Origin of the sequence: Paraburkholderia sp. ZP32-5 (genome assembly GCF_021390495.1) — a bacterium.
Lineage (GTDB): Bacteria > Pseudomonadota > Gammaproteobacteria > Burkholderiales > Burkholderiaceae > Paraburkholderia.
The window spans coordinates 289,277-303,337 of record NZ_JAJEJP010000003.1; the positions used below are offsets into that span (position 1 = coordinate 289,277).

Annotated in this window: 10 protein-coding genes; 6 read left to right on the plus strand and 4 right to left on the minus strand. The window is 62.5% G+C overall.

Features of this window, described 5'->3' with window-relative positions; all coding sequences use genetic code 11:
• Positions 1-223: 223 nt before the first annotated feature.
• From tssH to L0U82_RS33910, 3 genes are all read left to right on the plus strand, one after another.
• Positions 224-2,902: a type VI secretion system ATPase TssH gene (gene tssH / locus L0U82_RS33900; protein ID WP_233838005.1), complete on the plus strand. Its 2,679-nt coding sequence runs from the start codon at positions 224-226 to the stop codon at positions 2,900-2,902.
• A gap of 1,107 nt (positions 2,903-4,009) precedes the next feature.
• Positions 4,010-4,393, plus strand: a complete 384-nt coding sequence (locus L0U82_RS33905) for an SHOCT domain-containing protein (protein WP_233838006.1) — start codon at positions 4,010-4,012, stop codon at positions 4,391-4,393.
• Between the two features lie 390 nt (positions 4,394-4,783).
• Positions 4,784-5,338, plus strand: a complete 555-nt coding sequence (locus L0U82_RS33910; RefSeq protein ID WP_233838007.1) for a hypothetical protein — start codon at positions 4,784-4,786, stop codon at positions 5,336-5,338.
• 105 nt (positions 5,339-5,443) lie between these two features.
• On the opposite strand, the gene L0U82_RS33915 is transcribed toward L0U82_RS33910, so the two are convergent.
• A complete protein-coding gene (locus L0U82_RS33915) occupies positions 5,444-7,057 on the minus strand; it encodes a phospholipase D family protein (protein ID WP_233838008.1) in 1,614 nt (537 codons plus the stop codon).
• A 373-nt stretch (positions 7,058-7,430) separates the two neighbouring features.
• Between L0U82_RS33915 and L0U82_RS33920 the strand changes: the two genes are divergently transcribed.
• The gene (locus tag L0U82_RS33920) at positions 7,431-8,219 is read left to right on the plus strand and encodes a ceramidase (RefSeq protein ID WP_233838009.1); all 789 of its coding nucleotides are present in this window, start codon (positions 7,431-7,433) and stop codon (positions 8,217-8,219) included.
• A gap of 16 nt (positions 8,220-8,235) precedes the next feature.
• On the opposite strand, the gene L0U82_RS33925 is transcribed toward L0U82_RS33920, so the two are convergent.
• Positions 8,236-8,880 (minus strand): helix-turn-helix transcriptional regulator, encoded by a 645-nt coding sequence (locus L0U82_RS33925; protein ID WP_233838010.1) that lies wholly within the window; start codon positions 8,878-8,880, stop codon positions 8,236-8,238.
• Between the two features lie 90 nt (positions 8,881-8,970).
• The gene (locus L0U82_RS33930) at positions 8,971-9,987 is read right to left on the minus strand and encodes an ornithine cyclodeaminase family protein (RefSeq protein WP_233838011.1); all 1,017 of its coding nucleotides are present in this window, start codon (positions 9,985-9,987) and stop codon (positions 8,971-8,973) included.
• A gap of 293 nt (positions 9,988-10,280) precedes the next feature.
• Here L0U82_RS33930 and L0U82_RS33935 point away from each other — a divergent pair, with 293 nt between their 5' ends.
• Together L0U82_RS33935 and L0U82_RS33940 are read left to right on the plus strand one after the other, a co-directional pair.
• Positions 10,281-11,066 carry an ABC transporter substrate-binding protein gene (locus tag L0U82_RS33935; RefSeq protein ID WP_233838012.1) on the plus strand — a complete coding sequence of 262 codons (786 nt, stop codon included), beginning with the start codon at positions 10,281-10,283 and terminating at the stop codon, positions 11,064-11,066.
• Positions 11,067-11,255: 189 nt separating this feature from the next.
• Entirely contained in the window at positions 11,256-12,497 is a 1,242-nt protein-coding gene (locus L0U82_RS33940; RefSeq protein ID WP_233838013.1) for an NAD(P)/FAD-dependent oxidoreductase, read from the plus strand.
• A 9-nt stretch (positions 12,498-12,506) separates the two neighbouring features.
• Here L0U82_RS33940 and L0U82_RS33945 read toward each other — a convergent pair whose 3' ends face one another.
• Positions 12,507-13,745, minus strand: coding sequence for a hypothetical protein (locus L0U82_RS33945; RefSeq protein WP_233838014.1), 1,239 nt, complete (start codon positions 13,743-13,745; stop codon positions 12,507-12,509).
• Between the last annotated feature and the right edge of the window lie 316 nt (positions 13,746-14,061).

Genomic DNA, 14,061 nt, shown 5'->3' on the forward strand with positions numbered 1-14,061 from the left:
TATGACGGGATGCATTACGGAATGAATAGTACTTCGCGCGTTTCAACGGGAATATGGGCAACGGCCCAAATACATACGACACGTGACGGGCTATGCTTTGACCCACGATCAATGCGATGTGTGCGAGTTGTCGAGAACATCTCGTCACCAGGCCGAATGTCGACCGAACTCGCGCTTCGTTCGCTTCAGCATCCAGATAACCCGCAATCAACGGTCACGTCATATGTCCATTTCACGTCATGCACTGTTTGGCAAGCTCGGCGCGACGCTCTTCCGGAGCATCGAGTCCGCCACCGCGCTCTGCAAGCTGCGCGGTAATCCGTATATCGAACTGGTGCACTGGCTGCATCAGCTGATGATGCAGCCCGATAGCGATCTGCATCGTATCGTCAGGCATTGCGGCATTAGCCGCGAACTGCTCGAGAGAGATCTGCAAACATCGCTGACGGCGTTGCCGTCGGGTGCGAGCGCGCTCACAGACTTTTCGCATCATGTGGAAGCGGCGATCGAGCGAGCATGGGTGGTCACGACGCTGGCGTTCGGCGAGCACCGGATTCGTGGCGCGTGGCTCATCGCCGCGCTCGTTGAGACACCGGAGTTGCGGCGCGTGCTGCTGTCCATATCGCCAGCGTTCGGCAAGATTCCGGCTGACGGACTTCATGACGCGCTGCCGGTATGGATCGACGGATCGCCTGAAGCGAAGGAGGTGCCGCATGACCGGAGCGATTTCTCGTCCGCGGTGCCGGGCGAGGCGTCAGGCGCGCTGGTAGCGCCGACGAAGGGTGCGGCACTCTCGCAGTTCTGCGCGGATCTCACCGCGCGGGCGCGGGCTGGCGAGATCGATCCCGTGGTCGGTCGTGAAGTCGAGATTCGCACGATGATCGATGTACTGTTGCGTCGGCGTCAGAACAATCCTCTGCTGACCGGCGATGCTGGCGTGGGCAAGACGGCAGTTGTCGAAGGGCTCGCGCTCGCAATCGCGGCAGGCGAAGTGCCGCCGAAGCTTGCCGACGTCCGTCTGTTGAGTCTCGACGTTGGTGCGCTGCTCGCCGGCGCGAGCATGAAGGGCGAGTTCGAGGCGCGATTGAAGTCCGTGCTCGAAGAAGCGGCGAAATCTTCTACGCCGATCGTGCTGTTCGTCGACGAAATCCATACGCTGATCGGCGCCGGCGGTCAGGCCGGCACCGGCGACGCCGCCAACCTGCTCAAACCGGCTCTCGCGCGCGGCACATTGCGCACGATCGGCGCAACTACGTGGACTGAATACAAACGGCACATCGAGAAAGACCCAGCTCTCACGCGCCGGTTCCAGGTGCTACAGATTGCGGAACCCGAGGAACCCACCGCTATTGACATGGTGCGTGGCCTCGCTCGTGCACTTGGCGACCATCATGGTGTCGTGGTGCTCGATGAAGCGATTCGCGCGGCAGTCACGCTGTCGCATCGCTATATTCCATCGCGTCAGTTGCCGGACAAGGCGATTAGCCTGCTCGATACCGCTTGTGCGCGCGTCGCGCTATCGCAACATGCGCCGCCGCGTGAGCTGCAGGGCATTCGCGAACGGCTGCGGGCCGCGCGGGTCGAGGCTGAGATGTTGACCGATGAGGCGCGCATCGGTCTTGGTGACGGTGTTGCGCTTGCAGAGATCAACGAGGGCATCGCGACACTGCAGACCGAGGAGTTCGCTGTCGAGATTGCGTGGCAAGTACAGATACAGATGGTGAGGGAACTGGAAGATGCGCGCGATGCATTGAGTGCGTCTGTGGAGGGCGGCGCGTCTGAGGGTGTCGATAAGCAGATGGGCAGGTTACGCGAGTTGGAGCAGAAGTTGTCGAACCTGCAGGCGGGTGAACCGCTCGTATTCCCCGAAGTCAACGAAGCAATTGTCGCGGAAATTATCTCGGACTGGACAGGCATTCCTGTTGGACGCATGGTGACCGATGAGGTGAGCGCCATTCAGTTGCTACCCATCACACTCGGGGCGCGAGTGTTTGGCCAATACGATGCACTGGGACAGATCGCGGAACGTGTACAGACTGCGCGCGCGGGCCTCGCGGATCCGCGCAAGCCGCTCGGCGTGTTTCTGCTCACGGGGCCGTCCGGTGTCGGCAAGACTGAGACCGCGCTCGCGCTTGCCGAGGCGCTTTATGGCGGTGAGCAGAACCTGATCACCATCAACATGAGCGAGTATCAGGAAGCACATACCGTCTCCGGCCTCAAGGGCGCCCCACCGGGATACGTCGGGTACGGCGAAGGCGGCGTGCTGACCGAAGCGGTGCGTCGGCGTCCATATTCGGTCGTGCTGCTCGATGAAATCGAGAAGGCGCACGGCGACGTACACGAAATGTTCTACCAGGTACTCGATAAAGGCTACATGGAAGACGGGGACGGCCGCTATATCGATTTCCGCAACACCACGATTCTGATGACAAGTAACGTCGGCGCTGAGCTGACCGCGAGCTTGTATGCCGATCCGATGCTTGCGCCGGACATGGACGGGCTGCGATCGGCGTTAACTCCCGAACTGCTGAAGACGTTTCCCGCTGCGTTTCTCGGTCGAGTGACCGTCGTACCGTATCGCCCATTGGGGCAGAATTCCCTTGCAGAGATCGTGCGCCTGCATCTGAACCGGGTGGTTTGGCGTATGGCCGAAAACAATCAGATCCGGCTGACATACGCTCCGGAGGTGGTCGACTACATAGTTGGACGGTGTCTCGTGCAGGAAACTGGTGCGCGTGTGCTGATCGGCTTTATCGAACAGCATGTACTGCCACGACTGGCTCGACAATGGCTTAACGCTTCCGCGGCAAAAGAAGCGCTGACGCACATCGCGATCGAAGTCGTCGATCCAACCGCGGCACCTGACGAAGCGATTGCGTTCAGTGCTGCCAACCTCGTATAACCGGGAGATCAATCTTCGGGCGTTCCGACCGAACTGCTGTGTAGCTGGAATATTCTCGGACATCGCTGGTGGTCAAGCATATGGCTACGCTGGTGGTCACGCTTACGACCAACCAGCGCGCCGACAATACTTGCGCGGTCCTATGCTTTGTTACGTCTACAGCCAAGCTACTCGGCCGCGATATCGAACCAAAATGTCGCGCCCTAACGATATCAGCGCCCGAAAAAATATTCTGTCTGTACGCGTGCCCCATGAATTTTTTTGCGATGCCGCAAGCGTTGGTGATGGTGGATGTTGAGACTCAGCGCCGAACAGAGATTGGTTGTGAATGCACGTTAGTCGTTTCATGCCATCCGCCGATGGTCTGCGACCTTCGTTGTGTCTAGTTCTTTTCCCTGATCGATCTCAATACGCGGCTGCGGCGGCCCGGCGACCACCAAGCCGCGCGCTCCCACGATGCCACGCAATAGCGCAAGGCTCACCCAATTCCCCGCGCCGAAAATTCGCAACCCGTAGCACCGCGCACCAAGTGTCGGTCTCTGGCCCACAGCCGATACGGACTAGAGCCTAGCCCGCTTGTCACTGGTCATTACCGCTTGTCATTCACAGCTCGTCACCGCATTCCTCACAGTGACTGCCTCCTCCACAAGCCACCCAAGAAGCCCCGATCCTTTGCAATGCCTTTCAATCTCTCGAGAAAAAACACATGATCATTGTCGTTTATCGACGGAATGAAATTGACATTGCTGGCATCGTGGACTTGAATCTCAATGGCGGGCACAGACTAACCCCCCGAAAAAGTGCTCGCGTTATCGTGCAGAGTTACGATATAAGATAAAAAGGGTCGGCATCACGAGTATCTCGTGCAACGCAGCGGAGAAAAAATGAAACACGCGCTGAACAGACGGTTCGTCGTTTTATGCAAGCTGTCCCCGAGCTTAGCCATGCCGTTAATACAAACCGAAGCATGCGCGTACGCACTGACATCCGCTCGTGGTAAGTTTTCAGCGCTGCTGGGCTGATTGCAAAAACCGTCCATAGCAAGCAACCATTAGTTCGAAATCGAATAAGCCGTTCAATTGCAACCGGAATGACTGGAGAACAAGGATGCTTTTCTTTAATGATGGTTTCACATTCACGAACTTCCTGGCCGATCTCTTTTCGATCTTCATGTTCATTTTGTGGTTCTGGCTGCTCATTACGGTTTCGGGCGACCTGTTCCGCCGTCATGATGTGTCGGGCTGGGGCAAAGTTCTTTGGGTGATTTTTCTTATCATCCTGCCGTATATCGGTATCTTCGCGTATTTGCTTACGCAGCATCGCGGCATGGCGGAGCGCGATCAGGCGCGCGCCAAACAGATGCGGGAAGACCTGCGCAACGTGGTCGGCTTTAGCGTCGCCGATGAACTGGACAAGCTCGATCGCCTGAAAGCGTCTGGCTCGATTTCCGCGGAAGAGCACGCAAAGCTGCGAGCAAAGCTCGTAAGCTAAACAGCACGTCGCTGACGGCCGCTGTCGGCGAGCGAGGCGTTGCCCGCATCGTCGATGGCGGCAAGCTACTATCTGTTTGGCATCAAGGCCGCACCGACGCCGCATCCACGGCGCATCAATGCGTAATGGCGATGGCACACACACGCATCGATGCGCATTAACATAACGCCAGCGCCGCGAACAGACACGTCGCACACGCGCACGTCGCACACGCGCACGTCGCACACGCGCACGTCGCACACGCGCACGTCGCACACGCGCACGTCGCAAACTCGCACGCCGCGCGCGCTTATGCCCCAAACGCGATTCGCGAACATTTCCGCGTCATCGCGAAGCCAGGCTGTCGGCAATACCGAAGCTACTCGCCATTGAACGTCACGGGAGGAAGCCATGTTCACGCGCGTCGCGTATGTTCCCGATTCCGCCGCGCGAGCCGCGCGCCCATCCGGTAGTTGGCGTCGCGCGGCGCTCGCGTGTGCGATGGCGCTGATACTGGCAGGTTGCGCGCAGCCGTGGCAACAGTTTCAGGCCGGTGAGGATCAGTCAGCGATCATCGCGCGGATGGGGCCGCCTCGCGAGGTCTATCAATTGCCCAACGGTGGCCGCCGGCTCATGTGGCCGACGCAGCCGATGGGTTCCACCACCGTCGCCGCCGATATCGACGCTTCCGGCAAGATCGTCAGCGTGCGTCAGGTATTGCAGATCAGCGAATTCAATCGCGCGCAAATTGGTACATGGACACGCGATGACGTGTTGACCAACTTCGGCCGCCCCGCTGAAACGGCGTTCTTCCGCCGCTCGCAGCGCGAAGTGTGGTCGTACCGTTATACGGAAAACAACATCACACCTTTGCTGTTCAACTTCTCGTTCGACACCAGCGGCGTGTTGCGTGAAGTGTCGCGCACGCCCGATCCAATGCGCGATCGCGACTTACGGCGTTTCTGATTGCCGCGGCAACACGCCAGTGGTGGCGGTCCGCTTGCATGGAGCATGGACGCAGGGAAAAGGAGCCAGGCATAGCCCGCTATGCCTGGCTTTTTTGCGCACTCGCTACAGCAGCGACTCGATCGGAAGAATCGACAACATCCACACGCCGAGCCGGCCATACCACGTGGTATTGGGTTCGGTGTCGTGGCGGATTTCGACATCGCCGTTGTGCTCGATCCAGTAGAGCTTGCCGTTTTCGTCGAGGCGCACCGTGTACGCGACTTTGGGTAGCAACGCAAGGAACTTGCGATCGACCTGGGTCGCAAGCTCCGGACTGTCGATCACGAGACCAAGCTCGGTATTCAGATACGCCGAGCGCGGGTCGAAATTGAACGAGCCGACGAACACCCGTTGCGAATCGACGACAAACGTCTTCGCATGCAGACTGGAGCCCGAACTGCCGAACGGTCCCGGTGACTGTTCTTTCTTGTCAGGCGCACCGGGCGTACCGGGCGCACCAGGCGTGACCGCCGTGCGCTTCAGTTCATATAGATGCACGCCGTTCTTCAGCAGTTCGACGCGCCGCTTCATATAGCCGGAGTGAACCGCGGCGACGTCCGTGGCTTCGAGCGCGTTCGTCAGCACGCGCACCTCGACGCCTTTCTCGGCGAGGCCAGTCAGGTACTGCGTGCCGGTGCGCGCCGGCACGAAATACGGCGACACCAGATCGATTTCCTTCGTCGGATCGCCCAGCACCTCGCGCATCTGATGAGGAATCAACGCTTCCGGCGGCGCGTTGTTCAGACCTTTCGCGGGATCGTCGCTGATCATTTGCGTTTTGGCCCAATCGAACGGCAGCGTGTGGTCGAACATTTTTTGCACGACGTGCGGGCCGCGCAGCGCCGACATATAGGCGGCCGCCGCGGGGTCTTCGGCGATCGCTTGCGCCTTGCGCTCGAGCACCGCCAACTGGTCGACGCTCTCGTGCGGCAGAACCCGCTCGGCCGGATAGGCCGACGCGCTTGCCCAGTAGCGATCGAAGTCTCGCGAGACGTCGGCGGCTGCCGGCCCGACGGCCAGCACGTCGAGGTCGGCGAACACGACGCCGTCGGTCGCATCGAAGTATTCGTCGCCGATATTGCGGCCGCCGAGAATCGTCGCGGTGCTGTCGGCGGTCAGCGACTTGTTGTGCATGCGCCGGTTGGCGCGCGGAAAATCTGTCAGGAAGCCGACGAATTTCGGGTTGCGCACCACGAACGGATTGAACAGACGCACCTCGATATTCGGATGCGCGTCGAGCGCCGCGAGCGTCGGGTCGAGCGAAGAGGGCGTGCCGAGATCGTCGAGCAGCAGCCGCACCCGCACGCCGCGATCCGCCGCTTCGTGGATCTGTTCGAGCAGCAGCGTGCCGGTCAGATCGTTGCGCCAGATGTAGTACTGGATATCGAGCGTGCGCTGCGCCGAGCGGATCAGGTCCATGCGCGCGGCGAATGCGACGTGCGCATCAGCCAGCGGATAGATGCCGGCGAGGCCCGCATGGGCAGCGAGTTCGGGGGCCACCGCGCGGCCGAGATCGGTGCTGGCCGCTTTCTCGGGCGTCAATGCATGCGATTCGGTGCGGTTTTCGAGCGGCGGCAACGCACAACCGCCGAGCAGGCTCGCGCACAGCAGCAGCGCGGGCGCCGCGCCCAGCCATCGACGCGACGAGTAGAACGGGGGGGCTTTCTGCGCTTGCATGAAGTCCAACAGGTCCTTTGGGTCGTCGCGACCCTGCTGGTTTTGATCGAAACGTCGCGCAGACATCGCGTCGTCGCTGCTCGCCGGGCCTTACCGCTTTGCCAGCGTGTTCTTTATTCGCAATCTCGCACGCAATTTGCATTGCGTAAGGAGAATACTATGAGCGGGCAGTCAGCGGTGCCCGCAAGCCGGTCTTGTTGCGCAAACCGCTTTGTCAGATGATACGGACAGGCTGCGTGAATTCGAATGGGGATCCTCTCAGCGGCGATCCGTCCGGCGCGCGCCGCCGGTCAGCGCTGCGTCGATCGCTATCGGGTCCCGCAGCGTGTCCCATCGAGTATTTCAGTGCTGCGCCTTTTCGGAGTCGAGCAACGTGAAGATCTCCCGCTTGCTGCTTGGCAGCATCATGCTTTTCGTGGTGGGCACGGTGTTGCAGCTGATCTGGCCGCTTGCGCAGCCGGCCTCCTATCACCACTTCGCCGACGAGCGTTCGCTCGGCGCGTTGCACAATGCGTCGGACGTGCTATCGAACGTCGTGATTCTGATCGCGGGCTTGCTGTGTCTGGACTGGGTGCGGCGGCATGCGTCGAATCAGCCGGCGCAATTCCCCGGCATGGTGGTCGCCGCGTTCGGACTGGTGCTGACCGCGTTCGGCTCGGCTTACTACCATATGACGCCGACCGACGCGACGCTCGTCTGGGATCGTCTGCCGATGACGATCGTGTTCGCCGGCATTCTCGCGATGCTGTGGACATCGTGGAGCGGCCGCCGGGTCGGCTGGCCGCAACTGCTGATCATGGCCGTCGTATCGCCGGCGACAGTCGGTTACTGGCTTCTGTTCAACAGCCTATGGCCTTACGCGATCCTGCAGTTCGGCGGCCTCGCGTTCATCATCGTGATGACGCTGACGCGCCGGGTAGACGGCGTGCTCGCATGGACGCTGGTGATCGTCTTCTACGGCGTCGCGAAGATTTTCGAAAGCCTCGACTGGCAGGTGTGGGAGCTGACCCGTCATGTGATCGCCGGCCATGCGTTGAAGCATGTGTCGAGCGGCCTGGCGGGCGCGTCGCTGATCCTGGTCGCAAACGCAGTGCCGAGAGCCATCGCGGGAATCGTGCCGCGACGGCCGGGCGGGATCGGGCATTCGGGCACGCCGCGTTGATACGCGGCCCAAGCCCTCACAACGAACCGTCGCGCAAATCCCTGATGTGCTGGTAGACGGTCGCACGTCCCATCCCCAGCACGTTTGCCACGTAATTCGCCGCGCTCTTGCCGTTGAACGCGCCTTCTTCCCACAGCGCGGCGACGATCTCGCGCCGGTGATCGCGTGTCAGCGAGTTGAGCGCCAGATGACGTTCCTGCAACCACGCATGCAGGAACGTGTTGATACGATCCTGCCAGTCATCCTTGAACAGCGCCTCCGGCTGCTTGACGATGCCGACGCCTGAAATCACGCGATCGATCACGTGCTTCACTTCATCGAACACGGCGATGTTGTAGTTGATGCACATCATGCCGGTGGCCGTGCCGGTATCGTCGAACAGCATCGTGCTCACGCAGCGCATGCGCCGGCCGTCCCAGTTGAGCTTCTCGTACGGGCCGATCGTGCCCGGTTGCGCGTCGTGATCGATTTCTTCCAGCGCGGATTCGTCGCCCAGCTCACGCTTCGACAGATTGTTCGCGATATACGCGATCGTCTGGCTCTGTAGATCGTGAATCACGACTTCGACATAGGGGAAAAACAGCATCGCGATACCGTCGGCGACACTGCTATAGCGTTCGAGCAGCAGCCGGCGCGCCGGCGTGGATTTTGTCTTGCGCATGAGGTGGAGTGCGGGTTCGTGGCGGGCGGCGATGCCGTGGTGTCTGGTGTTGTGACGCTTGTGAACTTCGTCGCTCGCCGGTGAGCGGCGTTATTTTGCCATGCTGTCGCGCTCGCTCAGATAGCGGAACAGTTCGTAGGCGATCGCGACGTCTTCGAGTCCGAGGCCGATCGAGCGGAACAACGCGTGCCGCTGATACGACGGCAGCTTGCCGTTGCCGCTCACCAGTTCGGGCAGATCGGCGACCACGTTTTGCGCGGACCAGCCATGCAGGTCGGCGGCGAGCTTCATCTCACCGGCGCTCGCGGGCGTGGTGCGCCGATAGTCGCAATACACGTCCATGTCGGGCAGCCAGGCGGGTGGCACCTCGTGGGCGTTCGCAACGTTCGTGCTGATCGATGTGATCAACGCGGGCTTGCTCAGCATGCCGTCGGCGAGCACCGGCGTGCCCGACGACGTACACAGCGCGACCACGTCCGCATCGCGCACGCAGTCTTCGAGCGTCGCGCTGATACTCACGCGGGAATCGAGCGCGCGGAGCGCGCTAAGCGTGACAGCGGTAGCGCGCTGCGCGGCGTTGCCGGCATTCGCCGCGTGTTGCGCGGCATCGGCCAGACCCGGCGAAAACACCTGAATCGACTCCCACGGACGCAGCGGCGCGAGATGGCGCAGATGCGCCTGACCGACCGCGCCGGCACCGACCACGGCGAGCCGGCGCGCGCCGGGCGCGGCCAGATGCTCGACCGCCAGCGCGGTCGCACCGGCGGTGCGCTCGACGGTCAGCAGTCCCGCATCGCACCACATCAGCGGCTGGCCGGTTTCCATCGACATCAGCGCGGTCCACGCGGTGATGATCGGCTTCGTATCCGTGACGAGATACGGCGACAGCTTGGCGCCGAATACCTTCGCGTCGGCGATCGCGCCGAGGTACGTGATGAAATCGCCCGCGTTGCCGGGCAGCAGCGTCAGGCTCTGCGGCGGTTGCACCGCCTGTTCGCGATGCAGCGCGCGGAACATGGCGGCGAGCGCGCCGCGTACGTCGAGCGCCGGCAGCGCGTCGCGCACAGCCTCGTGCTGGACGATGAACGGGGTAGGGTTTTGACTCATGGGGCGGCTCATAGATGGACTGGAGGTGTGCTGGAATCTCGTTGCGGGGATCGATGCCGGCGGTCCGGCGCTGCGTCAATTCTAAAATCAAAGTCCAGTCTGGAAAATTATTTTTGAAAAGTCTTGCAATTATTGTGGTCCAGAATAGACTTCCATTCCAGAACAGCGGCAGAGCTGCGTCCATTTTTCTGGCTCCGCGAAGACCTGTGCTGTTTCGGCTGGCCCTTTTTTCGCGACCTTATCGACGTTTCCCTGACGCCCTGTTGCGCCATTTTTCCCGCCCGGATCTGATCATGACTCTCAAGCACACGCTCTCCGTCTGCCTCGCCGCCGCTGTCGTCAGCCTGAGCGGCGCGGCCCACGCCGAAACCGGCACCCTGCGCTTCGGCATCGAGGCGGCTTATCCTCCGTTCGAGAGCAAGTCGCCGAGCGGTCAGCTGGTGGGCTTCGACGTGGACGTCGGCAACGCTGTCTGCGCTAAGCTCGGCGTGAAGTGCGTATGGGTCGAGAACTCGTTCGACGGGCTGATTCCGGCGCTCGAAGCGCGCAAGTTCGACGTCATCAACTCGGCGATGAACATCACCGCGAAGCGCAAGCAGAGCATCGATTTCACGCCGGCGATCTACGTGGTGCCGATCGTGATGGTGGTCAAGCGTGGCTCGCCGCTGCTGCCCGACGTGAAGAGCCTGCAGGGCAAGCGCGTTGGCGTGCTGCAAGGCTCGTCGCAGGAGGACTTCCTGAAGCTGCACTGGGCGAATGCGGGCGTGACTGTCGTGTCGTATCAGGACCAGGATCAGGTGTACGCGGATCTGACCGCGGGGCGTCTCGACGCCGCGGTACAGGAAGCGCAGACCGCGCAGGAAGGCTTTCTCGACAAGCCGGCCGGCCGCGATTACATGATTGTCGGCGAGCCGCTGAAGGATCCGGCCACGCTCGGCGAAGGCACCGGCTTCGGTCTGCGCAAGGGCGACAAGGCGCTCGCCGGCAAGATCAATACCGCGCTCGACGAATTGAAGAAGGACGGCACGCTGAGCAATCTGTCGGTCAAGTATTTCAAGCGCGACATCATTGCAAAATGAGTGGCCAGGCGAGCTGCCCGCTGAGTTGCCCGCCGAACCTCGCGAAGTCAGGATCGCGAAGCGCGTAACGTAACGCCGGCAAGCCGCTGCATCAGTAGCGCCGGCCATGCGCCACCCATGCGCCCGCCGGGCCCGGGCCCGGCAGGCACCATTTCCACCCGTGCCACGAGGCGCGGGCACAGAGAGCCTATGGATTTCGACGTCATCGTGGTGGGGGCCGGCATCGTCGGTGTATCGGCGGCGCTGCATCTGCAGGAGCGCGGCCGTCGCGTCGCGCTCGTCGACCGGCGCGCACCCGGCGAGGAAACCAGCTTTGGCAACGCGGGGCTGATCGAGAGTTCATCGATCGTGCCGTACGGTTTTCCGCGCCGTCTCGGCACGCTGCTGCGCTACGCGCGCAATCAGTCGACCGATCTGTACTGGGACTACAAGGCGCTGCCCGCATTTGCCGGCTGGCTCGGCCGCTTCTGGTGGGAGTCGTCGCCGGAGCGGCTGGCGTCGGCGGCGCGCGACATGCTGCCGCTGATTCGCAGCAGTGTCGCCGAACACGATGCGCTGATCGCGCGCGCGGGTCTGCAGAGCCTCGCGCACGACGGCGGCTGGATCGAAGCGTTCCGCACACCAGCTGAGTTCGAGCAGCAGACGCAGCATGCCGAAGCCGCGGTGCGCGAACACGGTCTGCGCGTCACGCCGCTCGACGCGACGGCGCTGCACGTGCGCGAGCCCGCGCTTGCCGACGGCTTTTGCGGCGCGCTGCATTGGCAGGACCCGAAGAGCATTTCCGACCCCGGTGCGTTGACGAAGGGTTACGCGCGTCTGTTCGAACAGGGCGGCGGCACGCTGCTGACCGGCGATGCCGCCACGCTGCGCGCGCACGGCGACGCATGGACCGTGCAGACCAGCGCCGGCGAGATCAGCGCAAAGGACGCGGTGGTCGCGCTCGGGCCATGGTCGGACACGGTGTTCGCGCCGCTTGGCTATCGCATTCCGCTACGCGTGAAACGCGGCTATCACATGCACTACCGGCCCGCGCGGACCACGCTGAGCGTGCCGGTCGTCGATACCGAGGAAGGCTATGTGATCGCGCCGATGCGCGCCGGTTTGCGGCTGACTACCGGCGTCGAGATCGCGCGCCGCGAGGCTGCGCCGACGGGCATTCAACTCGAACGCGCCGAACGGATTGCGCGGCCGCTGTTCGGTCTGGGCGAGCGTCTGGACGACGCGCCGTGGCTCGGGCTGCGCCCGTGCACGCCGGACATGCGGCCGGTGATCGGCCGCGCGCCGCGGCATCGCGGCCTGTGGTTTCTGTTCGGCCACAACCACCACGGCCTGACGCTCGGGCCCATCAGCGGACGACTGCTCGCGGAGCTGATGACGGGCGCGACGCCGTTTATCGACGCGCGACCGTTCCGTCCCGAGCGATTCGGCTAATCACGCCAATCACTGCGGCTCGTACCACGAATACGTGGCCAGCGTGCTCACCGGCGGCGTGCCGATCTGCAACGTGATATCGCGCAGCGACGTCAACTCGATGTTGCGTATGTCGCCCATGTAGCGCCGCGAATCGCCGTTGTCGTTGATATACGCGACCACGTCGCCCTGGATGCCCGCGACGTTGGTGTTCGTCAGCGGCTCTCCCCAGATGTCGAAGAACTGGCCGAGCGTGTAGGTTTTCTCGCTCGGTGCCTCGATATGGATGATGCCGGTCTGGTCGTGCATATGCATTTCATATGTGCATTGCGACAGAATACCGACGTTCATCGGCGTCGCGAGCCACTTGCCGTTGTTGATGATCGCAAGGTGCGCATGCACGTGATACAGCACGGACATGTTCGGCGCGCAGGTCAGCCCGTCGACTGGCGAGCCTGTCCCGCCGGTTGCGGTGTTGCCGTTCGGCCAGGTGCCGGTCGCACCGACTACGCCGCCATACACGAGCGTGATCGGGTTCGGGTCGAACGGCGGCGGATCGGTCCACGTGTAGGTGGGCACTTGCGTGAGCGGCGTGCCGATCATCACGGTGATTTCCTCATGCGGCTTCAGCACGAGGCTCGCGGGGTCTCCCGTATATTGCGTCAGCGCGCCGCCGTCGTTCACATAGATCGTCATCGGCGAGCCGGTCAGGCCCGCGACGTTCGTCGCACTCAGCGTCTCGCCCCAGATCGCGAAGAACTGGCCGAGCGTATAAGACGCGCCGGTCGTCGCATCCATATGGATCTTGCCGCTCGCGTCGACCGTATGGACCGGGTACGCGCAGCCGGTCGGCGCGGCCATGGTCGGCTCGACCATGCCGATGTTCTGCGGCAGCGAGAGCAACTTGCCGTTCTGGTAAATGGACAGATGCGCGTACGTGTACGAGGTGCTGCGCAGCGTGCAGTTCAGGCCGCTGACCGGCTGGCCGGTGCCGCCGGTCGCGGTAACACCGGCGGGCCAGTTGGTGTCGCCGAGCGTGGTGCCGTCGAGGATCGGCGTCGCGGCGGCGAGCGTCGGCGTGGTGCCGGTCGCGCCCGATGCCGGCGTGGGACTGGATGCGGGTGTCGGGCTCGACGCGGGCGCTGACGCTCCCGCGGCGCCATTCGAGCCAGTGCCAGTCGGGCTCGAACCGCCACCACCACCGCCGCAACCGGCGAAACTCAGGACGAGGCTTATTGCGACAAATCGTACTCCCAGCCGTTCCAGCATCTCGTGCTCCGTGTGCCGTTGATAAGAAGGGGACGTGCAGCAGATATCGCGCGCGGGTATCGAACAGATACCGCGCGGACAGCCGCGCGCGACCCACGCAAGATCGGCGGCACGGACTTCGCTGCAGGGATGACGGCAATACACGACCGCCGCGTGTCGAATGCCCGCGCGTCGGATTACGTCAGACCGGATGAAACCTTTCAAATCAGCGTAGCAGATGCGTCCCCCGAGCGGACCCGGTGAATCACGGCGATTTGCGACTTTCTGATGGCGCGTTTCGGGGTGTCCGAAATGGCATAGCAGACGCGGCGCCGTG

Bases quoted from the DNA above. Each gene is read 5' to 3' on its own strand.
- L0U82_RS33945 (WP_233838014.1), bottom strand. From the start codon at position 13,745: ATGCTGGAACGGCTGGGAGTACGATTTGTCGCAATAAGCCTCGTCCTG.
- L0U82_RS33940 (WP_233838013.1), top strand. From the start codon at position 11,256: ATGGATTTCGACGTCATCGTGGTGGGGGCCGGCATCGTCGGTGTATCG.
- L0U82_RS33910 (WP_233838007.1), top strand. From the start codon at position 4,784: ATGTTCACGCGCGTCGCGTATGTTCCCGATTCCGCCGCGCGAGCCGCG.
- L0U82_RS33925 (WP_233838010.1), bottom strand. From the start codon at position 8,880: ATGCGCAAGACAAAATCCACGCCGGCGCGCCGGCTGCTGCTCGAACGC.
- L0U82_RS33930 (WP_233838011.1), bottom strand. From the start codon at position 9,987: ATGAGTCAAAACCCTACCCCGTTCATCGTCCAGCACGAGGCTGTGCGC.
- tssH (WP_233838005.1), top strand. From the start codon at position 224: ATGTCCATTTCACGTCATGCACTGTTTGGCAAGCTCGGCGCGACGCTC.
- L0U82_RS33905 (WP_233838006.1), top strand. From the start codon at position 4,010: ATGCTTTTCTTTAATGATGGTTTCACATTCACGAACTTCCTGGCCGAT.
- L0U82_RS33915 (WP_233838008.1), bottom strand. From the start codon at position 7,057: ATGCAAGCGCAGAAAGCCCCCCCGTTCTACTCGTCGCGTCGATGGCTG.
- L0U82_RS33935 (WP_233838012.1), top strand. From the start codon at position 10,281: ATGACTCTCAAGCACACGCTCTCCGTCTGCCTCGCCGCCGCTGTCGTC.